The organism is Pedobacter glucosidilyticus (genome assembly GCF_002483235.1).
Lineage (GTDB): Bacteria > Bacteroidota > Bacteroidia > Sphingobacteriales > Sphingobacteriaceae > Pseudopedobacter > Pseudopedobacter glucosidilyticum_B.
Genome location: NZ_DLHN01000023.1, coordinates 1 through 23676, shown reverse-complemented (window position 1 = coordinate 23676; position 23676 = coordinate 1). Strand labels below are relative to the sequence as shown.

The window sequence follows — 23676 nt, the reverse complement described above, 5'->3', positions numbered from 1 at the left end:
TTAAAATTTTAAATTTCCTTGTTTAACCTTTGAAACTCTGTAATATTTCACTTTCTCCTCTGCAAGTGTCAATAGTTCTGTTGAGTTGGGAACACGATAAATCATTTCAGCTATCTTCTCACTATAAAATTCCTTTTCAAGTTTCTTGATGTCCAACTTGAAAACTTTGGCAAGTTTGGGAAGAATTTCTTCTGGAATATTGCGTTTTTGATTTTCAATTTTGGAAAGCGTAGATTGGTCAATATCAAGTGCGGCAGCAAGTTTTGTAAGAGTTAAGCCGTGTTCAACTCTCAAATTGTGAATGTATTCTCCAAATGTTTCTTTCATCACCTTGAAATTTTTATCTTGACAATTTCGTCAAAATTACAGTTTATTTTCATAAACTTAACAAGTGAGTAGAAAAAATTCTCTTTTGATTTTACAGAAGGGCTGGCATTTTATGTTAGAGCAAAACCAAATTTGCAAAATGCAAGAAGACATAAAATTGGTTTAAAATGTGTGGTGGGATTTTTTTAAAACCTTTTAGATTGGCTTGAGTGTCATTAAAGTCAGGTCGACTTGTGTCAAAGAAATGCAAAATTGTCTATCGAGTTAAGGTAGTTTTTTAGTGGTCGTGTCCTCCTTGCTGGTAACGTTTTTCTTATAAGAAGTTGGCGATTTCGAAGCACTTCACTTACTGAGCAATAATAAATACTGTAAGAGGATTCATCAAGTAAAAACATTCACACCACTCAGGATTGTGGATAAAGGTTTATTTAGACAGAACAACTAATACTCCTTAGCCTTACCTGCCTGCCATCAGCAGGATTTTTCTTAGGCATTCATGAACTCGTTCCTCGTTTTTGCTTCTTATCATCAAGGAAAAGAAAGAAGCCGCTATCCGGCTAGGGTTGGAAGGACTTCTGCATTATAACTAGAAAAATCTGAAACACCATTAAAAAAGGGGATTCATTCAAAGATGAAATCCCCCTTTACATAATATTAAATACCTTTTACTGTATCAAATTATACAATTCATCCAACTTTGGTGAAAGTATAATTTCTATTCTTCTATTCTTACTTCTCGCTTCTGGTGTATTTAAATTCTCTACCGGTTGGAATTCTCCTTTACCTGTAGCCGTTAAGCGATTAGCATCCACTTTTTGCTCATCAATCAAAAATCTGGTTACCGAAGTAGCTCTCAGCACACTTAAATCCCAGTTATCTTTTATTTGCCCTAGGTTAACTACCCTTTGGTTATCTGTATGCCCTTCCACCGCAATATTAATCTCGGGTTGTGTATTTAAAACTTTAGCAAGCTCTTTTAAAGCTTGTTTACCTCTTTCATCTATAACAATGCTACCACTACTAAATAGTAGCTTATCGGTTAAAGAAACATAAACTTTACCGTTTTTAATTTCCACTGTTAAGCCGTTTTCAGCAAAACCTAAAAGTGCTTTTTGAAGTTTATTTTTTAAAGCATTCGTAGCCTCATCTCTTTTACGTAACACTTCTTCAACCTCTTTTAATCTAGCTTCACGTTTTTGTAAATCATCTGCTAGTTTTCTTATCTCTGTAGAGCTATTGGTTCTAAGCTTTGCATAGTTATTATTTACATCATCTAAAGAGCTGCTTAAACTTGCAATACGCTGGTTTAAATTTGCAGTATCCGCTTTAAGCTTTGCAATTTCTTCTTCTAAAGATTGTATTTTAACTTTTGCTGCATCCCAACCTGCTGCAATAGAATCTTTATCGGCTAATAATTGTTTATACTTCTTAGTAGACATCACCATACAAGAACTTGTAAATAAAGCTGCTATGATGGTAAATAATAAGATTTTGGATTTCATTTCTTTCATTTTATATAAATATACAAAACTCTTTTAGGCTTATGCTACTATGGCTTCTTTTATAAATTTATTTAGGGGGTAAATCAGCTTCATGCCCTCTAATATCGTTTCTAAAATATTGTCTTTTGTCATCTCCTCATCGGTAAAAGACTTAGAACAAATAAAGCTTTTCAGTTTTAAAATATGAATATAGGGATGGTCTTTAGGATAATCCTTTGGAGCATTTTTTAATTGATCTTCTGTACTTAAATCACCGAAGTAACTTTTAAAAGCTTTAGCTTCTATGATGTCTAAAAAATCAGAAGTGTTGTAATCAATTTCTTGTCTGATAGCTTTCAGATGATGAGCCTCTGGCATCCAATAACCGCCAGCCACAAAACTTTTTCCTGGTTCTATATGGATATAATATCCTGGTAAGGTACCGCCCCTTCCATCAGAAGATATACTTATACCGATATTGCTTTTATAAGGAGCCTTATTTTTGCTAAATCTTACATCTCTGTATATCCTTAGCACACATTTTTTAGCTTGTAAATCTTCTGGTATACTAGGGTCTATTTTTTTAATACCTACCAGCAACTCCTCAGTAAAATCAAGTGCATTTTGCTTGGCTTGTTCATACCTGTTTTTATGGGTATTAAACCACTCTCTGTTGTTGTTGGCTATTAATTCTTCTAGAAAAGTAAATGTATCCTTACTTATCTTCGTCATAATGTGCTACGTATTTTATTTTTGGCGATAACCAGTATAAAAGTATCACTCTTGAGTATCTAAAATTTAATGGCGCCAATAAAAAACTCGCCGTTAAAATACTGATGATATAAATCCAAGGGCTTTTATCTTCTTGAGTGATGAGATAAGTAAGAAAGCCAATACCAACCGCTAAAGCCACGTTAATAGCATAGCCAACATACATTGCTGCATAAAAGTAACCTGGTTCTATTTCATAACGCATACCACAATGTGGGCAATGCTCATGCATTTTCTGGGAAGAGAAACCATACATAGAATTCTGAAACATATCGCCTCTTCTACAACGCGGACATTTAGCCAAAACAAAGGCTTTAATTTCTGGTGTTTTCGCCATACTAGTTCAGATTAATTCTTTCAGATTTTATATCAATGGTAACGTCTTTCTTTCTGTATTTTTTGTACCATAAATAGCCGATACCTAACATCGCTAAATAAGGCGCAGCTAACAAATACATAATACCACTGTTTAAACCTTTTCCAGCTGTACCCCCATTATCTAAATTAGATTCTACTGTGGCTTGGCACATGGCACATTGCGCAAAGGTTTCTGATGATAAACTTATCAAAACAAATAGTACAATAATTATCCCTACTCTCTTCATGGCTTTAATTAAAAATTGTAATATGGAGAAATCATTAAATAAACAATAACACCTGTTACAGTAACATACAACCAAACAGGGAAGCTATATCTTACAAGTTTTCTATGCTTCTCTACCTGCATTTGTAAGCCTCTGTAAAAGCTTAATAATATAAGCGGCAAAACACCTGCTGCTAAAATAATATGTGTAATTAAAATAACGTAGTAAACATACCTTACATTGCCTGCTGCTGCAATTTCTGCAACATCTAAATTTCCATCACTATTAAGATCTCCAAATTTAGTCTCAGGAGCAAAATAATGAAAGATGATATAAGAAACTAAAAACAGGGAGGATAGAAAAAAGGTAAAGATATTTACCCTTTTATGCATGGTGATATTTTTTTGCTTGATAAAATAAAGAGAAACCAATAACAAAACACTACAAGTACCATTAATAATGGCATTTAAAGTAGGTAAGAAATAAACAAAGTCTGGAGTTTCTATGGTTACTGGTATAATCTTACGATTTAAAATAACCACCACTAGAAAAACAAAAATTGATACTCCTGTTACAACCCTGAAAATAAGTTTATCGTTCATCTGCTTATTAAAATTCTGCTTTTATTTTTCTCAACTCCTCTGTTATTAAGATTTTCATTTCATCGCCCATCTTTTTTACTTCCGGTGCTGATGTTGCATCGTAATAACCTCTTATTCTATGTTCGGCATCTAGCAAGACCAATTTCTCGCTATGTATAAATTCTCCTGTTTGCTTGTTTTCCAATGCATTTAAAAAGAATTGATTTCTTGCCAAGGGATAAACAACACTAGTATCAGCATTTAAAAAATCCCATTTACCAGAAACAGCACCATACTGTTTAGCATACTGCGCCAAAACATGTTGCTGATCAAATGTCGGATCTACTGATATAGACAAAAATCTAACGATTTTGTTGTCTTTATATTCCTGATTTAACCATTTTATATTGCTATACATTTGGGGAACAATATCTTGAGAACGACTGTAAAAGAAGTTAACTACTAGGAGTTGCTTTTTTATACTATCTATAACTACTTTATCGCCTTTTTGGTTTGTAGCTTCGAAAGATTTTACCACATGAAAAATAGTATCTGGAATTAGCTTACCACGTTTCTTGGTAAAAGTTTTGGCTACCTCTTTAGGACCGAAAATGGGGAGAGGTTTATACCTGTTTTCTCCTTTAGACTGGAGTAAATAATATAAAAATCCTGGTACCGCTAATATGGTTACCAGGATTAATATTTTCGCTAGTGGAAATTTATTGCTCATATAGGCATGCTATCCTGTATGTAATTACCTTCTGTTAACATCAAAATAATAAAATAGATGATAAAGACAAAAGAAACCAGAATAGCTACTATTAAAGCATATTTTTCAAACTTTAAGTGCATAAAGAATGCAACTATATAATAAGCTTTAAGAAGTGTTAAAGCAATGTATAAAAAGTTTTTAACACCATGAGACATTAACGTTTCTGGAATAGCTAAGGCTATGATAAACTCTATCACGGTAATGAATAGTAAAATAAAGAATACTTTCCAGATTTTACCTTTACTCATGCTTGCATGCTCTTCTGCATGTTCTAAATGTGTATTTTCTTGAGACATGGGATACAGATATTAAAAATTAAACTAAATAGAAGAAGGTAAATACGAATACCCAAACCAAATCAACGAAGTGCCAGTATAAACCTACTTTTTCAATCATTAAATAATGACCTCTTCTTTCAAAAACACCAGCCATCGTCATGAATAAGATAATGATATTGATAACTACACCAGAAAATACGTGGAAACCGTGGAAACCGGTGATGGTAAAGAACAAGTTAGAAAACTGTTGTGCACTTACGCCATCAGCACCTAGAGCTTTTACTGTTTCTGCATCAGGAATAGTTCCCCACCAGAAACCTTCATGGTGTAAATGTGTCCACTCTAATGCTTGGCAGCCCAAGAACATAAAACCACCTACAATGGTAGCTACCATCCACCAGATAACTTCTTTCTTTGCTTTTCTATGACCTGCTTCTACGGCTAATACCATTGTTACAGAACTCATAATTAAAATGAAAGTCATGATACCAACAAAAACCAATGGATAGCCATGGTCTGCTATACCAGGAATTGATTGGAACACGATATCTGGATCTGGCCAGGTTAATTTACTGAAACGCTGTGCTCCGTAATAAATCAAAAATGCAGAAAATGTAAATGCATCTGATAAAAGGAAAAACCACATCATCAATTTTCCGTACTCTACAGAAAATGGAGATCTTCCTCCGCTCCAGGGAGTAGTTTTAACTTCGTCTAATTTTGCTACTGTATTCATCAAAAATTATTGCTTGTAAATTCTTCGTAAAAATTCTACTGGTTCAAAAGTAAGAAAACGTATAAATAAATCCATAGAATATCTACAAAATGCCAAAAAATAGATGCGATTTCCATCCTAAATAAATTAATGACATTTGGTAGCTTCTTATAACTGCTTATTAGCGCTGTAATTATAATAATTAGCCCCGCCAAGATATGAATAATATGTAAAAAAGTAAATGCGTAAACAAAGCTTATGGTGGCGTTAGAATTGATAAAAAACACGCCTAGATTCGTCCAAACAGACCATCCATAAACTTGCATCACAATAAAAACTATACCTAACAATAAGGTAAGCCATAAACCCAAACGCTGGTTGCCAAACTTTAACCTTTTGGTTTGTAAATAAGCCCAATGCATGGTTGCACTACTTAATACAATGACAAGGGTACTGTAAATAAAGGCTTGTGGTAAAGCCACATTGAGTGTTTTACCCGCTCCATCGCCAGAGTAAACAATAAAACCACTTGTTAAACCTGCAAAAAATATGATAGATGATATCATAAACAGCCACATGATAAATTTCTTAGGCTGCAGGTTATACCTGTCTACTTCTTTATTTAAATTTTGCATCTATGTAAGATTAAATAATAAAACTAATTGAACAATTGGTAAATAAATAAAACTAGCAAACATTAATTTTTGTGCTGATTTTACTTCTAAATCCAGATACAGTTTAAAAGCATAGTACATAAAAAGAATGCCAGCTATCAGGGAAACCCCTGCTATAGTATAACCCCCAAAACCATAAATAGTTGGCAATAAACTTACCGGAATTAAAATTATAGTAGATAGTAGCGTTATCCCAGCACTTACCTTATCCCTTTTGGTTGTAGGTAATAATCTAAAACCTGCTTTTTTATAATCATCGTCTAAAACCCAAGCGATGGCCCAGAAATGAGGGAATTGCCAAACAAATTGTATGGCAAATAATATCAAAGCGATATGGTCTATTTTTCCATGTGCAGCTACATATCCAATTAATGGAGGTAAAGCACCAGGTATGGCACCTACAAATACTGCAATAGGGCTTTTTCTTTTTAAAGGGGTGTATATAAATGCGTAAAAAAGGATAGAGAAAACAGATAGCAGACCCGTAGTTAAATTTAAACTTCCTAAAAGATAAGTTCCAAATATCCCCATCATGAGACTTAAAACCAAAGCTTGTCCGTTGGTCATCCTCCCCGAAGGAAGTGGCCTATCCGCTGTTCTAGTCATCAATTTATCTAAGTCTTTCTCTATAATTTCGTTAAATCCATTAGCTGCTGAGGTAACTAAAAAACCTCCAATAACCAATTTAATCCAATTTATCCAATGGATAGCTTCTCTGCTTTCCTCAGCTATTAAAAAGGAGATGGAAGCAGAAAATACTACTAAAAGTGTAAGCCTTAATTTAACCAGATTTTTAAAATCCTTCATATCACTTATCTTGTTTGTTTTGGCTAAACGCTGGCTTTAGCAAGAGTAAAAGATAAAATTGTGCTCCAAACATGAGGGTAGCAAATAAAATATGTAACGACTGTGCAAATGGAGGCATTGCAAATTTATCTAAAATTAAACCACTCAATATTTGTATTCCTATTAAAATAATCATGTAAGTACCGTAAGTAAAGTACCTAGTGCTTCTAAAGCTTTTATATAAAAGATAAAAAATTACACTGTTCACTAAAACTACTGCCAAAGCTAAATCTTTATGATAAGTATAAACCCTGCCAACTTCCCATAGCCATTCTGCTCTTTGTAAATCAGGGAATTTATCTAAAACTGCATCTATTTCTTCTCTTACCTCGGTTCCTAGTGTTATTTGTATCACGGATAAAACCAAAGCTATAAGTGTAAGTGCATAGATAAAGGGTGAAGATTTCGCTTCTTTATGAGTTTCTCTTAATGCTTTTGCCGCATGATAGGTATAAATACAAATAGCAATAATCAGTACGGCTAAAAGCATGTGTAAAGTAATAATCCACGCCACGAGATTGGTAGAAACTACAATTGAGCCTAACCAAGCTTGAAAAACAACCAATACAACATTCAATAAACTCAGCGCAAATATTCTTGTGGCTGATTTTAAATAAACCCTGGAATAAACTAAACAAAGTAATAGGAATATACCTGTAAGAGCTCCAATTAACCTATTGATATATTCTGTATAAGTTTTAGCTGCATTAAACTCCTCAGGAAGTTTAATAGCTTCATCATGACGTATTTTATAAGCTAAATCAGAATAGCCTGCTTTATCAAGCATCTTAGCAAAACGCTCGTTTTTTTGCAAACGCTGTGCAACATACTTTTCTTTATAATCAGCCGGAAGTTGGGATACATCCGTTGGGGGTATATATTGATCAAAACACTTAGGCCAATCAGGACAACCCATACCAGAACCAGTACTTCTTACTACTCCACCCGCCAAAATCAATAAAAAGAGAGCTATTATTGTAATTAAATTAACCCTAATAAATCTACTTTCACCCTTAAGCATCATGATTCTTTATATAAACATGGGGTATCGGTAAGCTTATACTTACAAGATACCCCATGCTATCTAGTCTATAAGAAATTATTTAACTTCTTCTGTGTTGTTTACATTTTTAGCATTCCACTCTTCTTGTATTCTCTCTGCTTCTTCATTACCTTCAAAATCATGAGGCATATTAGAACTCATAGTTTCAGAAAGAGGAGTTGTTTGTGGGATAAAATCTGTACTATGACCAGGTTTGCTATAATCATAAGGCCAACGGTAAATCGTTGGAATTTCTCCTGGCCAGTTACCATGTATACGCTCTACTGGAGTAGTCCATTCTAAAGTTGTAGACTCCCAAGGGTTTTGAGTAGATTTCTCTCCAAAGAAAATAGAATAGAAGAAATTCCATAAGAAAGCTACCTGAGCTACTGCTCCTAAAATGGCTGCCCATGTTACAAATACGTTAACAGATAACCATTCATTCATCGACTCAAACTCTGTAAAAGAGTAATATCTACGAGGAACACCATCTAAACCCATAAAGTGCATTGGGAAGAATACCAAGTAAGCAGAAATAAAAGTTAACCAGAAATGTAGGTAACCCAATTTAGCATTCATTAATCTTCCAAACATTTTAGGGAACCAGTGATAAATACCAGACAACATGCCAAATATAGCTGCAGAACCCATTACCAAGTGGAAGTGAGCAACCACAAAATACGTATCGTGTAAATTGATATCTAAAGCAGCATTACCTAAGAATATACCCGTTAAACCTCCTGAAATAAAGAAAGAAACCAAACCAATAGCAAATAACATTGCTGGCGTAAATCTGATATTACCTTTCCATAAAGTTGCAAGATAGTTGAAAGTTTTTACCGCTGATGGAACCGCAATAATCAAGGTTGTAATCATGAATACACCTCCAAGGAATGGATTCATACCTGTTACAAACATGTGGTGACCCCAAACGATAAATGATAATACGGTAATACCAATTAAAGAGTAAACCATTGCATGGTAACCAAAAATAGGCTTACGAGCGTTTGTTGCGATTACTTCAGAGGTAATACCTAATGCAGGCATCAATACGATGTAAACTTCTGGGTGACCTAAGAACCAGAATAAGTGTTGCCAAAGGATTGGGCTACCACCTTCATTAGGTAAAGCTTGTCCAGCAACATAGATGTCTGATAAATAGAATGATGTTCCAAAACTTCTATCAAAGATTAATAATACTACCGCAGCAACTAATACTGGGAATGATAATAAACCTACAATAGCAGTTAAAAAGAATGACCAAATGGTTAAAGGCATTTTCCAAAGGTCCATACCTTTAGTACGCATGTTTAATACCGTAGAAATATAATTGATACCTCCAATTAAAGAAGAAGCAACAAATAATGTCATAGATACTAACCACAAAGTCATTCCTAGCCCAGAACCAGGCATAGATTTAGCAACAGCAGATAAAGGAGGATAGATAGTCCATCCAGCACCAGCAGGTCCTGATTCTATAAAGAAGGTTGAAAGCATAATCACACTAGCAGTAAAAAAGAACCAGTATGAAAGCATATTCATGAACGGAGAAGCCATATCTCTCGCTCCTAATTGTAAAGGGATTAATAAGTTTGAAAAAGTTCCACTTAAACCAGCAGTTAATACAAAGAATACCATGATGGTACCGTGTATCGTAACTAGAGATAAGTAAAAATTAGGATCTAATCTACCTTCAGGAGCAAATTTACCTAGTAAAACTTCAAATAAAGGGAAGCTTTGGTCTGGATAAGCTAATTGAATCCTAAATAGAATAGATAAAATCATAGCAATAACCCCCATCACGATACCCGTGATTAGGAATTGCTTTGCAATCATCTTATGGTCTTGGCTAAATACATATTTAGTCAAGAAAGTCTCATGGTGATGAGCATGATCATGATGCTCATCGTGATGTGTTGCAGTTGGGTTATGAATAGCAGCTGTTGCCATATCTCCTTTTATTATAATTAGTTATTTAACGCAATTTGATTATTAACAGAGTTTTGTTTGCTTAAAGCTAACTGGTACTCTTTCTTCATTTCCTCAGTAACAATTGGTTTTTGCTCTTTCAACCACTCTTGATATTCTTTTTCAGAAACAACTTTTACCAAAAACTTCATGTTGTAATGAGAACCTCCACAAATTTTAGCGCAGTACAACTGATAATTGAATTCAGGATTGTTAGTTTTCTCTTGCATTTCTGCAGTAGTAATTTTTGGGGTAAACTGGAAGAAAGTTGGCATTCCAGGAACAGCATTCATCTGAACTCTAAAATGAGGCATGTAAAAGCTGTGTAATACATCTTGAGAACCAATGGTAAATCTTACTGATTTATTAACCGGAAGCACAATCTCGTTCACTTTTAAATCGTCATTATTTCTATTATCAGACAAATCTAAACCCAAATTGTTTAGCCCATTTAAACTTCCAATAAGTTTATAATTCTTTCTACCATTTACATTATCTTTTCCGGCGTACCTAACGTCCCAAGCAAACTGGTGCGCAGTAACATCAATTTGTATTGCACTAGCCATTTGGTCTTTTGGAATATTGGTGATGCCTCTCCAAATAAAGAAACCCATTAAAACCAATACCGTTAAAGCTATAGCAGGAATAATAGTCCAGTATTTCTCTAAAGTATTGTTATGAGGATAATAATAAGCAGTACGCTTTTTGCTATGTTTATACTTGTATGCAAATAAGAATAGTATGATGTGTGTTACCACAAACACAAAAGTGGTAATGATAAGCGTAACATTAAACATACTGTCAATAGCAACCCCATGCTCTGAGGCAGACTCTGGCAATATTAAACTACCATGTTCTGCATAAGACCAATAAGCACCATACAAACCTAAGATTAATGCCGCTGCAAACATTGCACCGTTGAATTTATCCCAGGCAATACCGCTCTTCTTACCTTGAATTTTACGGGTTAATTCATAAACCTGTAAAACTTTACCAATAATACCAATAAACACACACGCTAATAAGAATAATAAGATATAGTAAGAAACAGTCTTACCCAAACCTTCATTCTTAGCAGCTTCCTCTGTAGCTTGAGCCATAACCTGTCCTAGCGATAAACCTACTAGGGCAAATGCAGTAAACAAGCTTTTTAAATTAAAATACTTTTTCAAGTTCATATCTCTAAGTATCTATAAATATTAAATGTGATGATGTACACTTTCCTGTAAGAAAGGATGATTTTTAGGCGCTAAAGCAGCTTTACTAAGTGCATTTAACATGAAGAAAGTAAATAATCCAACAAATCCTAAAAACGTTCCTACTTCAATAATTCCGAAACCTCTATGCGACTCAACAGTACCAGGCATAATCATCATATAATAATCTAACCAGTGTCCACAAATGATAACGATACAAACAAACAATAACATATTTGTCTTACGCTTAGCATCTCTGGTCATTAAGATTAACAACGGAGCAACAAAGTTTACAACGATATTAACCCAAAACCATGGTAAATATTCAGGCTCAAATCTCTTATAGAAATACACAGTTTCCTCAGGAATGTTTGCATAATAAATCAATAAAAACTGTGCAAACCATACATAAGTCCAGAAGATAGAGAAAGCAAAAACAAACTTTCCTAAATCATGTAAGTGGTTTTCGTTAATCCAACCTAAGTAACCTGATTTTTTTAGTAAAATTACTGTAATGGCTATAGTCGCTAAACCAGTTACCCACATTGCAGCAAAGTTATACCAACCAAACATGGTAGAGAACCAGTGAGCTTCTAAAGACATGATCACATCAAATGCCCAGATTGGAGTAGTAAATCCGAAGATTACTAGAAATATAGCAGAATATTTAATACTCTTTTTGTAGCTATTTAAGCCTCCTTCTAAATCCTCATTATTAGATAATTTTGGTAGAAGAACGGCAAAGATGCAATATAAAGCTAAAAAGAACACCAATCTTGTTAAGAAGAAAGGAACATTTAGGTAACCTGCTTTCCCTGCAATTAACGCATCGTAATTAGGAGAAGTTGGATCTGTTATACCCTCATGGTTCCAGTGGTGGTAAAGATTATGGCTAAATAAACCAGCTGCTACAACGATTACTAAAATAATGCTGGCAATAGGTAAAACCTTAGCAAATGCCTGAGGTATTCTTATTAAACCTGCAGACCAACCTGCCTGAGCTACGAATTGTACGGCTATGAAAAACAATCCAGCAGCACAAATACAGGTAAAGTAATAACTCATTAACAACAGATTAGCAAAAGTGCGTTCTGCGTGTCCAGTTAAGAAACCAAAAGCTATAGCAGCAATACCAATAACGATAGCTATTAAACTGTAAGTTTTGGCTTTTCCAGAGAATTCATACTGCTCTGAAAAATTGTATGTATGATGATGAGCTCCCATTTTATATCTTAATCAATTATTGTATTTTTTGTAATTCACGAACATACATTACGACTTGCCATCTTTCCTCAGGAGAAAGTTGCGAAGCGTAAGATCCCATTAGGTTTATACCATATTGAATGGTATGGTAAATTTTACCATCTGTTAAATCCTTCATGGCACCACCTCTTGAGGATACACCTGTTGAATATGATGGAGGCGCAGGATATTTACCCAATTCTACAATAGAACCATTTCCTTTACCTTGAGGACCATGACAAGGACCGCACATAGCAACGTAAAGTTGTTTTCCCTCTTCCAGATTCTTTTGAGTTACAGGAAGTGGATTTACCACACCAGCACTTGCTGCATCGTAACCTTCTCTTGTTTCTGGATAGTTAAAACGAGCATAACCTATTGGGTTGGTTCCGCTAGGTGGAACTTGTGCTGTTTTACCATCTGCGAAATTTGGGTTCTTCTGATCCGGATTGTAAGCTATTGCGTCATACATATTCGGAGCATACTCTAAACCTGGTTTACTCTTATCTTTGCAAGAGCTCATCACGGTTATAGCGGTAATGGCTAAGAATGCCAAACCTAATATACTGGTCTTATTCATAACTTACATATCTCCTTTCATTGTGCTTAATTTCTACAGCACCAGCATCTTTTAATAGCGCATTTATTCTATCATGATCTGCATTTTCATTAGCATCAACTGCAATGATGAAACGATCATCTGTTGCTCTTAAATCCATCACTCTAGGCGCTCTTCCTGGGAACAAATGTGTTCTGAAGAAGAAAGCTATACCCATACCGTAAGCACAAAATAATACGGTTAACTCAAACATGATAGGAACAAAATCTGGAAAAGCAAAGGCCGGTTTACCACCAACATTCATCGGCCAGTCATGTACCATCATATAATAAATCATGGAGAAAGCTGTAAAAGTTCCGGTAATACCACATATAAATGCTACAATAGGTAACCTACTTCTTTTAACACCTAGCTTGTCTTCTATACCGTGTATAGGCATTGGTGTGTAAGCATCGTAAATGCTAATATTATTTTCTTTTAGCTTGTCGATCCCATGCATCATGTCATCCGGATCTTCAAAATGTCCTAAAATATACTTGATATTGCTCATTGTTAAATTTTTGCGTAATCTGCCTGATCTACACTATCAAACTTGGTTAAAGACTCTTTGTAATACTCTGCTTCTTCTGGCTTAATAACTCCAGCATCTAATAGTTTCTTTTTGCTTTGTTCAGAAGAAGTTTTCACCAATAATTTTACCTCTGCCATAGCAACTGATGGTAATACTCTGATGAACAATAAGAATAAAGTGAAGAACAAACCAATTGAGCCAACAAATATGGATATATCTACCCATGTTGGATAAAACATAGCCCAACTTGATGGGATGTAATCTCTGTGAAGTGAGGTAACGATAATCACGAAACGCTCAAACCACATACCGATGTTTACAATAATCGATAGTACCCATGAAATAGGAATACTTGTTCTAATCTTTTTAAACCAGAATAACTGAGGCGTGATTACGTTACAAGTCATCATACACCAGTAAGCCCACCAATAAGGACCAGAAATTCTATTTAAGAAAGCATATTGCTCATACTCAACACCAGAATACCAAGCAATAAATAGCTCTGTTAAATAAGCTACACCCACAATAGAACCTGTTAATACAATGATTTTATTCATTGATTCTATATGGAACATGGTGATGTAATTCTCTAAACCTAAAACTTTACGAGCAATTAATAATAAGGTTTGCACCATCGCAAAACCTGAGAAAATCGCTCCCGCAACGAAGTATGGAGGGAATATAGTGGTATGCCATCCAGGAATTACTGAGGTAGCAAAGTCCATAGATACGATAGTGTGTACCGATAATACCAGCGGTGTAGAAACACCTGCAAGAATTAAAGAAACTGCTTCAAAACGTTGCCATGTTTTTACCGAACCTGTCCAACCGAAAGAAAGGATAGAATAGATTCTTCTCTTTAAACCTGTTGCTCTGTCTCTAATGGTTGCAATATCAGGTAAAAGACCTGTATACCAGAATAAAAGAGATACTGAGAAGTAAGTAGAGATTGCAAAAACGTCCCATACTAATGGTGAGTTGAAGTTCACCCATAATGAACCGAATTGGTTTGGTAATGGTAAAGGCCAGTAGGCTAACCAAGGACGTCCCATGTGAGATACTACATAAGTAGCAGCACATATTACGGCGAAGATGGTCATCGCCTCCGCAGAACGGTTGATGGAGTTACGCCAGTTTTGACGGAATAGTAAAAGTACTGCTGAAATTAGGGTTCCAGCGTGACCAATACCTACCCACCATACGAAACCGGTGATATCCCAAGCCCATCCAACAGTCTTGTTTAGTCCCCAAGTTCCAATTCCGTAATAGAAAGTATAACTTACAGCCCCTACCCAAAGTAAAGCGCCTAAAGCTGATACGATAAAACCTATCCACCAGGCTTTATTTGGTTTATTTTCTACAGGTAAAAGAACTTCATTCGTAATTCTTGCATACGTAATGTCCTTTCCTGTAATTAACGGTTCTCTTAATATTGATTCGTTATGAGATGCCATATCTTGATGCTATTATTTTAAATATTAAGCTTCCTGTAATCCAGTGTTAGTAATTTTTGTCATATAACCTACTCCAGGCTGAACGTTAAGTTCTTCTAAAACATAATAAGTTCTCTCGTTCTTTAATGCTTTAGATACCTCTGAGTTAGGGTCGTTTGCGTCTCCAAATATAATTGCGTTGGTAGGGCATGTTTGCTGACAAGCAACTTTGATGTCTCCATCTTTGATTTCTCTCTTAGCAATTTTAGCCTCTAATTTACCAGCTTGAATACGTTGGATACACATAGAACATTTCTCCATAACACCACGGAAACGTGTAGTTACATCAGGGTTTAACACTAACTGTGTAAACTCATTGTTTAGATAGTTATCAAAACGAGAATCATTCCAGTAGTTAAACCAGTTAAAACGACGTACTTTATATGGACAGTTGTTTGCACAGTAACGTGTTCCTACACAACGGTTATAAGCCATGTGGTTTAAACCTTCTGATGAGTGAACAGTTGCTAATACAGGACAAACAGTTTCACAAGGTGCATGCTCGCAATGTTGACAAAGCATTGGCTGATGAACAACAGAAACATTTTCCATTGTACCCTCTATCGCCTCAATCTCTTTCTCTTCAGTAACTTTTTTACCTTCCTCGTTGAAAGTGTAGTAGCGGTCAATTCTTAACCAGTGCATCTCACGACGACGACGAACTTCATCTTTACCTACAACTGGAACGTTATTTTCTACGTTACAAGCTACTATACAAGCACCACAACCGGTACAAGCATTTAAATCGATAGCCATTACCCAATTGTGACCTGGCTGATCGTACTTGTTCCATAAATCGTAAGTTTTATGTTTTGCACCATGATTACCACTACCATGTGTAGCGTCATGCTTATACTCCGCAAAGGTTGCTTCTCTAATCACATTTCTACCCTCAAAAGAGTGGTGAGTTTGTGTTTGAGCTAATTCTTCAAAGCCACCTGTTTTAGTGATGCTTACAGAGTTTACACCTTGTAAAGTACCATTGATATAGCTTAGGAAAGGATAAGCATTTTTACCTACCGCATCTCCTACCTTACCAGCTTTTACTCTACCATAACCTAAAGCTACAGAAACAGTACCATGAGCTTGTCCTGGTTGGTATAAAACAGGTAAGTCAATCGCATAATCTCCACCTTTTAAGGTTACGATATCAAACTGATTGATACCTAAAGACTCTGCATATTTAGGGTTAAGTGCAGCATAGTTATCCCAAGTTACTTTAGAAACCGGATCTGGTAACTCTTGTAATAATGGGTTGTTTGCTTGTGCACCATTACCAATCGCAACTGATTCATAAACCTGTAACTCTACATCTTTAGCAATTGCTTTTGATGCTTGTGCAATTGAAGCAGCAGCAGCATTAACATTTCCTGCGAAAGTATATGCAACAACTGGCTTAGCCGCTAATTGTACAGAACCTGTTTGTAAAACATCATCCCAAGTCTTACCAGAAGCAACTAAAGCTGTTTTAGCCCAGTTGTTTTTAACATAAGTATAATACTCTTGAACAGGATTATTAGACCAAACTAATAAACTTTCTTCTGCCTGACGAGTATTATATATAGGATTGATTGTTGGTTGAACTAAAGTATAGTATCCTTCTACTGGATTTGCATCACCCCAAGATTCTAAATAGTTATGGTTAGTAGCAACCACATTACATACAGCAGCTGTTTCATCTTGTCTATCAGCAAAAGAAACTTTTAAAGCAACTTTGCCTAAAGCATTAACTAAATCTGCTGATTTTGGATAAGTAAATACAGGATTGCTATCTAAGAAGAAAACAGCACCTACTTTACCTGCATTCATATCTGCAACTAAAGCGTTAAAATCTGCATCTAGACCAGTGTATTGGTAAGAAGGATTATCTAAATCTATTGTAGTACCGTAAGCACCTAATAAAGCGTTGATAGCATTTACTACAGTTTGTGTAGCGATATCATTAGAACCAGAAACTACTAAAGCAGCTCCTTTAGCATTTAATAATTCTTTAGCTGCAAGTTTGATTGCACTAGCAGCACCAGCATTACTTAAAGTAGCACCTTGTACAGCAGCACCAGTTAATGCAGCATACAAACTTAAAACTGCCGCACCTTCTTCTGAAACTTTGATAGCAATACGAGAATCAGCATTGGTACCCGTGGTACTCATACCAGACTCGAACTGAATGTGTCTAGACATTCTTTTAGCTTCCAGTGATTTGATATCACGGTTGCTAGCGTATTGCTTAGAGAACTGTGTTGGGGAGATCCAGGTACCTAAGAAGTCTGCTCCGAAACTCACAATTACCTGAGCTTTTTCAAAATGATATTGAGGCAAAACAGCTTTTCCGAAACTAGCTTCGTTTGCTTTAATGATGCCTGTGTAAGAAACTGGATCAACAGTTACGTGTTTTGTAGCAGGATATTGTGTGATAAAGTCTGCAATAACCGCTTTAGCAGAAGGACTATTAACCGTTGAGCTTACAATAGCAATTGCTTTTCCTGAAGCTTGAACTTTATTTAATTCTCCTTTTACGAAACTATCAACGTCAGCCCATGAAGCTTCTGAACCAGATAGTAAAGGACCTTTTAGTTTAGAAACATCATAAAGATCTAAAACAGAAGCTTGCGCTTGTGCATCTAAACCTCCGCCATTGATAGGGCAAGAAGGATTAGGCTCTATTTTAATAGGACGACCTTCACGAGTTTTAACCAATATACCAGCACCTTTATAACTTGATGCATAATAATTAGGTATACCAGGAGTTACATCTTCTGGTTTAATCAGGTAAGGAACTGCTTTACGAACCGGAGCTTCGCTACATGCTGCTAAAGTAACAGCACCTAAACCAAAGCCCATTGCTTTTAAGAAATCCCTACGCGGAGTAGCTGCTGCTAATCCGGTACCTTCTAATACTTCTTCTATAGGAAGCGGTTCAGAAAACTCGTTTTTATTGTTTTCTACGAATTCTGGAGTTTTTTGCAGCTCCTCTAAACCTTTCCAATATTTCTTTGTGCTTTCCATTTAAGCTATATAAGACTGTATTGTTTATGCTAATTATTTATTATTAATAGTGACACTTACCGCACTCTAATCCACCTAACACTGCTGCAGTAACTTTCTCACCTTTTTTAATCTGGTCATGAGCAGCAATTACTTTGTCATAGTAAGCGTTTCCTTCATGTTTAACCTCAGTTTCTCTGTGACAGTTAATACACCATTTCATGGTTAAAGGAGAATACTGATAAACTTCTTCCATTGTCTCTATCGGACCGTGACATTTTTGGCAATCAATACCAGCCACTTTTACGTGTTGAGAGTGGTTGAAGTAAGCTAAATCCGGAAGATTATGAATTCTAACCCACTCGATAGGACGAGGATTATCTCCGTAAGCCTGAGTTTCTGGATTATAATCTAAAGCAGTATAGATTTTCTTAATTTCTGGTGAAATTTCTCCATCATACTTTTCAGTAGCTTGTACGTATTTGTGGCAATTCATACAAACGTTAAGAGATGGGATGGTAGCATTTTTAGACTTCCAAGCACCAGAGTGGCAATACTGACAATCGATTTGGTTAGTACCAGCATGCAACTGGTGAGAGAATTTAATTGGCTGTACGGGTTGGTAACCTGTATGAACACCTGTGTTCCACATTTCTACCGTACCAAAAGAAGCTAATAAAACTACTAAGCCTAAAACCACAAAGAAAACCAGTTTCTTGTTTTTAGCCATTCTCTTTAAACCAGCAAACTTATCTTTTGCCTCTTCTTCAACCTCATCTTCTTCTGCTAAAATAGCTTCGCCTTTGTTTAATAAAAGACGTTCTAAAGTTGCAATAACACGGTTAAGTACTAAAATTACTAAGAAGGCAATTAAGATTACGGCTATAAGACCAATAATCATAAAATTGCTTACACCAGTGTCAGCACTTCCTTCTCCACCACCAGCAGTACCACCTGTAGCAGCAGCTTCTGGCTTTTTATCTCCCTCAACTTGTATATAAGCTAAGATGTTTCTAACGTCATCGTCAGAAAACTGAGGAAAAGGTGTCATGGCTGCTTTGTTGTACTCTTCGTAAATCTTAACAGCTCTTTCATCGCCCGAAGCCACCATGGCCGGAGCGTTTTTAATCCACTTAATCAAGTAGGCTTCATCGTTGTACTTTTGGTTTATACCTGCCAAAGCCGGACCAAGTACACGCTTATTGATGGCGTGACAAGAAGTACAGTTAGCTTTGTAAAGGGCTTCACCAGCTACAGGGTCTCCATTTACCGCACTACCACCTGCTGCAGGCGCTGCCGCACCAGCCGCTTGAGTAGAATCCGCAGGAGCTCCTTGCCCAGACACCATACCCGAAGTACCTAAAGTGATAGCCGTAACTATCATAATGGATCTTACCAATCTTCTAAAATCAGATGAGAAGTTTCTCATATTGAGTTTGTTATACTAAAATTTAAATGTTTCCTGATTGAAAATGCGAGTAAACTGCGTGTTCCACCTCATTTTCGAATCACAAAAGTAAAATTAAAAACCTTTTGGCTGACAATTTGATGACTGATTTTAATAATTTAAAATCATTCTAAACAAGATTAAAAATTGCGCTAGATAATATGAAAAACGCATTTTTTATTTTAGGTTGACCAGCATCACATTTTTTCATCCTAAAAATTCTTGTTTATCTAATTTATTGTTTTAAAAGCCATGCAAAGATCAATGGTGCAACTATAGTTGCATCAGATTCTACAATGAATTTAGGGGTATCAATATCTAATTTACCCCAAGTAATTTTTTCGTTTGGAACAGCACCAGAATAAGAACCATAAGAAGTTGTAGAATCTGATATCTGACAGAAATAACTCCAGAAAGGAATATTTTCCATTTCCATATCCTGATAGAGCATAGGCACTACGCAAATAGGAAAATCACCAGCTATACCACCACCAATTTGGAAGAAGCCTATACCTTTACCCTCTGAGTTTTTCACATACCAATCTGCCAACCAAGCCATATACTCGATACCGCTTTTCATGGTTGTTGCTTTCATTTCTCCCTTAATCACATAAGAAGCGAAGATATTGCCCATGGTAGAGTCTTCCCATCCTGGCACAACGATAGGTAAATTCTTCTCGGCCGCAGCCAACATCCAAGAGTTTTTCGGATCTATCTCATAATACTGCTCTAAATCTCCGCTCAATAACATTCTATACATAAATTCGTGAGGAAAATAACGCTCTCCAGCATCATCAGCATCCTTCCAAATTTTATGTATATGCTTTTGCAATCTTCTAAAAGCTTCTTCCTCAGGGATACAAGTATCTGTAACGCGATTATAGTGATTCTCTAGCAAGTCCCACTCGTCTTGCGGGCTTAAGTCACGGTAATGAGGAACTCTTTTGTAGTGAGAGTGTGCTACCAAGTTCATGATATCCTCTTCTAGATTAGCTCCAGTACAAGAAATGATAGAAACTTTATCCTGACGAATCATCTCTGCTAATGAAATTCCCAGCTCAGCAGTACTCATGGCACCGGCCAGCGTAATCATCATCTTGCCTCCTTCGTCTAGGTGGGTTTCGTAACCTTTTGCAGCATCCATCAGCGCTGCGGCGTTAAAATGAAGGTAATTTTTTTCTATAAACTGTGAAATAGGTCCTCTTTGTACGCTCATGATATTAAAATTTTGTGCAAAAGTACAATTTTGATTCAGAATTAAGCCGTGTATACAAATGATTAATCACAGAACTAAATCTTCGTCAATCAATAATCAGGTGTATACAAACAATACTTGTAAGAATTTTAGCAAAAGATTTTCTGGAAATATTCATGAAGGTCAATATTCCTTATTTCAGAAATAATTCTGGCATCATATCATAAAACTTTTTTGCTATTTGCTCATGAGCATAAATTGAAGGATGAACCCCATCTGTTAAAGAAAAACCAGGCTTCCATATTGTAGAAGATTGATTTTCTGCAACAATATCATTCAAATCTAAATAAGGATATTCATAAACATTTCTGATGTAATGATTAGCTTGATTTATAACTGCCTCATACCCTAGACGTGGAGCTCCTGTAACCAAAACAGGAACCGCATTTTTCTTCTTAATTTCTTGTATGATATAATCCATATTATTTTTCCAACTCTCAAATGATGTTTCATTTGCAATGCCATCTACAACTACATATTTGGGCGTAAATGGATATAAATCCATATCTAAAACATTAATTAAATGGTTTGTTTTAGCGCCTCCCATACCTGCTATCACAGCATTGCCCGACAAAGCATCTTTTATCAAAGAAGCGTAACGAGCTTTATAACCAGGAAAAATATTTGATAAAGAATTACCCTCTATAAAAGAGTGCCCGAGAAATAAAATTTCTGGATTTAAAGTATCTAAGCTTCTGTAAACTACCTTTTGTATTATAGTTTTCTGATTACTTTCAGCTCTTATAAAACCATACCCCCACATGCATCCGTTTGATTGGAGATTGGATCTTCCCTCGCAGGTTAAAACAGCACCGGTTTGCAAATTTTCAATTTTAATATGATTAAAGTTGACATCCTTAGTTATGGTTAAGCGTAAATTAAAACTTTCCCAATAGTTCTGTTTAACATCCCCAAAAAACTCAGTTATAGGAATAGTTTCAGATTTGCTTCCCACAACAGCATCATCTCTTGATGATGAAATTGAAGAGCTTGTTAATCTATAAAGCTCTACATATACTCCAGACGAAGTAATCTTTAAACCAAATACGGTTCCAGCTATGCCAAATAAAGATTTTCCTGTATAAATAGTAATATCTTCAAGCTTAGCCTTAAAGGGAATTTTGTTATTTTTTAAGGTTGCAAGACTTAGTTCTGTATTTGTAGTCGATAAATATTTAACATTAGGCTTAATGACAATTTCTGAGATAAATTGTACCCTATCTTGTATAGATGGTTTGCTCATCTTAAAAGGAACAGAGCGGTCTAACAAGATACCACTAGATATCACCTGCTCATTACCACCACCTTCAAGCTCCTTTGGTAATTCATTCATGCTAGACAAGCCTGTTAAATTGGTTTTGAATATGATATTTTGATCATCTTGATCTGGAAAAAATAATTCCTTTTCTGGTTCTAAAATGATGTCTTCAGTTTCTGAAACTTCTAAATTTTCCTTTTTACAAGCTACAGAAAAAATAATTAGCAAGGCAATAGAGATACCCCTAAGGGTTTTAAATTTCATAAGATGATGATATTTTTCTTCTGGATATAAAGATAAATTTAAAATTTTGAGCTTAAAATTATATTTTAAAATTTTGAGTTCTGTTCTTGAAGATAATTAGAAAACTTTCCGCTTTTTGCCTTCTGCTTTAAGCTTTCTCCCTACCATGTTCGGGACTTGTTCGGGAAATGGCCTGTTTTTCCGAAGGTGTATCGGAGAAGCTCCGGAGAAGCACCGAAGGAGATATGGATAAAACGTGGATAAAAGGTGGGGTATAGGTGGGCTATACGTGGACTTAAGGCAATAAATTTTCTTGATTGTATGGTTTATTAAGAAGGGATTAACAAATATAGAAAATATAACAGCTCATTAAAACTAAATGAAGTATAAATATGAAACCCTTAAAGTGAATTTTTACTCTCCAATCGGTATGCTGGACTTCAAATTTGACGACTTACAATAGGTAATTGCTCCCACCAGAACTTCGATAAATAAAGATATCAACTATTGTATTTTGTTGCCTTATTAGCTAACTTTGGTTTGTGGTTCAAAAATTTATTAGAGAAATATTTTATTATAAAAACTATTATCTCGACTTTTTTAATAACCTAAAGCCAGAAGTTCAAAAAAAATTGAACTGGACTTTACAATTATTATCAACTATAGATCGAGTTCCAGAAAAATATTTTAAGCACTTGACAGGTTCATCTGGTATTTTTGAAATTCGGGTTGAAGTAGGTTCAGATATCTTTAGAGTTTTTTCATTCTTCGATAAAGGAAAATTGATTATTCTACTGAACGGCTTTCAAAAGAAATCTCAAAAAACACCTAAGAACGAACTTGAACTTGCAGAAAAACTTAAAAAACAATATTTCGATGAAAAAGACAAATAATAACCTCACTTCATTTTCCGATCATTTGGATAAACAATATGGAAAAGTAGGAACAGAAACACGAGAAACTTACGAAGAAGGTTTTGAAGTCTTTAAATTAGGGGTAATGATTCAAGAACTTCGCAAAGAGCAAGGTTTAACCCAAGAACAATTAGCTAATAAATGCGGTACAACCAAGACTTATATTTCAAGAATTGAAAATAATGCTAGCGATATCAGACTGTCTACGCTAATGCGAATTGTACGAGAAGGTTTGGGCGGGCATTTAAAATTAAGTGTAGACATATAAGGTTGGCAAGAAATGTCTCTCCACAACTTTTACGGGATCAAGCGTAAAAGTTTGGGAGAGACATTAAGCATATATTTTAGCTAGTCTAAAAAGGAAGAACTTCACATTTCTCACGCCTCTGAACTGCGAGCGGAAAGCTTTTATCTTGGCATTGAAAGATTCTGCAGATGCATTTGTGCTTTTGTTATCAAAATAGTTCAATATGG

General features: G+C 35.4%; 25 protein-coding genes. 2 read left to right on the top strand and 23 right to left on the bottom strand.

Annotated features, from left to right (window positions below; all coding sequences use genetic code 11):
- The 22 genes from B2745_RS09045 to B2745_RS08940 all read right to left on the bottom strand — a co-directional run bounded on the left by B2745_RS09045 (position 1) and on the right by B2745_RS08940 (position 22309).
- Positions 1 to 327 carry a helix-turn-helix domain-containing protein gene (locus B2745_RS09045; RefSeq protein ID WP_304065568.1) on the bottom strand — a complete coding sequence of 109 codons (327 nt, stop codon included), beginning with the start codon at positions 325 to 327 and terminating at the stop codon, positions 1 to 3.
- Between the two features lie 665 nt (positions 328 to 992).
- Positions 993 to 1829, bottom strand: a complete 837-nt coding sequence (locus B2745_RS09040) for an OmpA family protein (protein ID WP_304065567.1) — start codon at positions 1827 to 1829, stop codon at positions 993 to 995.
- Positions 1830 to 1868: 39 nt separating this feature from the next.
- Entirely contained in the window at positions 1869 to 2540 is a 672-nt protein-coding gene (locus tag B2745_RS09035) for a DUF2461 domain-containing protein (protein ID WP_304065565.1), read from the bottom strand.
- A complete protein-coding gene (locus B2745_RS09030; protein WP_304065562.1) occupies positions 2524 to 2916 on the bottom strand; it encodes a DUF983 domain-containing protein in 393 nt (130 codons plus the stop codon). The genes B2745_RS09035 and B2745_RS09030 overlap by 17 nt, the downstream gene beginning before the upstream one ends.
- A gap of 1 nt (position 2917) precedes the next feature.
- Positions 2918 to 3184, bottom strand: coding sequence for a hypothetical protein (locus B2745_RS09025; RefSeq protein ID WP_304065559.1), 267 nt, complete (start codon positions 3182 to 3184; stop codon positions 2918 to 2920).
- An 8-nt stretch (positions 3185 to 3192) separates the two neighbouring features.
- Positions 3193 to 3765 (bottom strand): DUF420 domain-containing protein, encoded by a 573-nt coding sequence (locus tag B2745_RS09020; protein ID WP_026904155.1) that lies wholly within the window; start codon positions 3763 to 3765, stop codon positions 3193 to 3195.
- A gap of 7 nt (positions 3766 to 3772) precedes the next feature.
- Positions 3773 to 4474 (bottom strand): SCO family protein, encoded by a 702-nt coding sequence (locus tag B2745_RS09015; RefSeq protein WP_304065555.1) that lies wholly within the window; start codon positions 4472 to 4474, stop codon positions 3773 to 3775.
- Complete coding sequence (locus tag B2745_RS09010; protein WP_039450003.1) at positions 4471 to 4812, bottom strand: cytochrome C oxidase subunit IV family protein; 342 nt, start codon at positions 4810 to 4812, stop codon at positions 4471 to 4473. Before B2745_RS09010 ends, B2745_RS09015 begins: the two co-directional genes overlap by 4 nt.
- A 19-nt stretch (positions 4813 to 4831) precedes the next feature.
- Positions 4832 to 5530 (bottom strand): cytochrome c oxidase subunit 3, encoded by a 699-nt coding sequence (locus B2745_RS09005; RefSeq protein ID WP_304065552.1) that lies wholly within the window; start codon positions 5528 to 5530, stop codon positions 4832 to 4834.
- A gap of 35 nt (positions 5531 to 5565) precedes the next feature.
- Positions 5566 to 6144 carry a cytochrome c oxidase subunit 3 gene (locus B2745_RS09000; protein WP_304065549.1) on the bottom strand — a complete coding sequence of 193 codons (579 nt, stop codon included), beginning with the start codon at positions 6142 to 6144 and terminating at the stop codon, positions 5566 to 5568.
- The gene (cyoE, locus tag B2745_RS08995) at positions 6145 to 6990 is read right to left on the bottom strand and encodes a heme o synthase (protein WP_304065546.1); all 846 of its coding nucleotides are present in this window, start codon (positions 6988 to 6990) and stop codon (positions 6145 to 6147) included.
- Position 6991: 1 nt separating this feature from the next.
- Positions 6992 to 8053, bottom strand: a complete 1062-nt coding sequence (locus B2745_RS08990; RefSeq protein WP_304065543.1) for a COX15/CtaA family protein — start codon at positions 8051 to 8053, stop codon at positions 6992 to 6994.
- Positions 8054 to 8128: 75 nt separating this feature from the next.
- Positions 8129 to 10021 (bottom strand): cytochrome c oxidase subunit I, encoded by a 1893-nt coding sequence (locus B2745_RS08985; RefSeq protein ID WP_026904148.1) that lies wholly within the window; start codon positions 10019 to 10021, stop codon positions 8129 to 8131.
- 17 nt (positions 10022 to 10038) lie between these two features.
- Positions 10039 to 11217 carry a cytochrome c oxidase subunit II gene (locus tag B2745_RS08980; RefSeq protein ID WP_304065541.1) on the bottom strand — a complete coding sequence of 393 codons (1179 nt, stop codon included), beginning with the start codon at positions 11215 to 11217 and terminating at the stop codon, positions 10039 to 10041.
- Between the two features lie 21 nt (positions 11218 to 11238).
- Positions 11239 to 12459 (bottom strand): quinol:cytochrome C oxidoreductase, encoded by a 1221-nt coding sequence (locus tag B2745_RS08975; RefSeq protein WP_304065538.1) that lies wholly within the window; start codon positions 12457 to 12459, stop codon positions 11239 to 11241.
- A gap of 16 nt (positions 12460 to 12475) precedes the next feature.
- Positions 12476 to 13057, bottom strand: a complete 582-nt coding sequence (locus tag B2745_RS08970) for a c-type cytochrome (protein WP_304065535.1) — start codon at positions 13055 to 13057, stop codon at positions 12476 to 12478.
- Positions 13050 to 13586, bottom strand: a complete 537-nt coding sequence (locus B2745_RS08965) for a DUF3341 domain-containing protein (protein ID WP_026904144.1) — start codon at positions 13584 to 13586, stop codon at positions 13050 to 13052. Before B2745_RS08965 ends, B2745_RS08970 begins: the two co-directional genes overlap by 8 nt.
- Before the next feature lie 2 nt (positions 13587 to 13588).
- Positions 13589 to 15061 carry an NrfD/PsrC family molybdoenzyme membrane anchor subunit gene (gene nrfD / locus B2745_RS08960; RefSeq protein ID WP_026904143.1) on the bottom strand — a complete coding sequence of 491 codons (1473 nt, stop codon included), beginning with the start codon at positions 15059 to 15061 and terminating at the stop codon, positions 13589 to 13591.
- 24 nt (positions 15062 to 15085) lie between these two features.
- Entirely contained in the window at positions 15086 to 18106 is a 3021-nt protein-coding gene (locus B2745_RS08955) for a TAT-variant-translocated molybdopterin oxidoreductase (RefSeq protein WP_304065532.1), read from the bottom strand.
- Positions 18107 to 18149: 43 nt separating this feature from the next.
- Positions 18150 to 19514, bottom strand: a complete 1365-nt coding sequence (locus tag B2745_RS08950) for a cytochrome c3 family protein (protein WP_304065530.1) — start codon at positions 19512 to 19514, stop codon at positions 18150 to 18152.
- 253 nt (positions 19515 to 19767) lie between these two features.
- Positions 19768 to 20748, bottom strand: coding sequence for a deoxyhypusine synthase family protein (locus B2745_RS08945; RefSeq protein ID WP_304065527.1), 981 nt, complete (start codon positions 20746 to 20748; stop codon positions 19768 to 19770).
- A gap of 172 nt (positions 20749 to 20920) precedes the next feature.
- A complete protein-coding gene (locus B2745_RS08940) occupies positions 20921 to 22309 on the bottom strand; it encodes an SGNH/GDSL hydrolase family protein (RefSeq protein ID WP_304065524.1) in 1389 nt (462 codons plus the stop codon).
- A 521-nt stretch (positions 22310 to 22830) separates the two neighbouring features.
- Here B2745_RS08940 and B2745_RS08935 point away from each other — a divergent pair.
- Together B2745_RS08935 and B2745_RS08930 are read left to right on the top strand one after the other, a co-directional pair.
- Positions 22831 to 23181 (top strand): type II toxin-antitoxin system RelE/ParE family toxin, encoded by a 351-nt coding sequence (locus B2745_RS08935; protein ID WP_304065521.1) that lies wholly within the window; start codon positions 22831 to 22833, stop codon positions 23179 to 23181.
- Positions 23165 to 23470 (top strand): helix-turn-helix domain-containing protein, encoded by a 306-nt coding sequence (locus B2745_RS08930; RefSeq protein ID WP_304065519.1) that lies wholly within the window; start codon positions 23165 to 23167, stop codon positions 23468 to 23470. The genes B2745_RS08935 and B2745_RS08930 overlap by 17 nt, the downstream gene beginning before the upstream one ends.
- A 63-nt stretch (positions 23471 to 23533) precedes the next feature.
- Here the strand turns inward: B2745_RS08930 and B2745_RS08925 are convergent, their stop codons facing one another.
- Positions 23534 to 23671: a transposase gene (locus tag B2745_RS08925; protein WP_414691927.1), complete on the bottom strand. Its 138-nt coding sequence runs from the start codon at positions 23669 to 23671 to the stop codon at positions 23534 to 23536.
- Positions 23672 to 23676 lie beyond the last annotated feature (5 nt).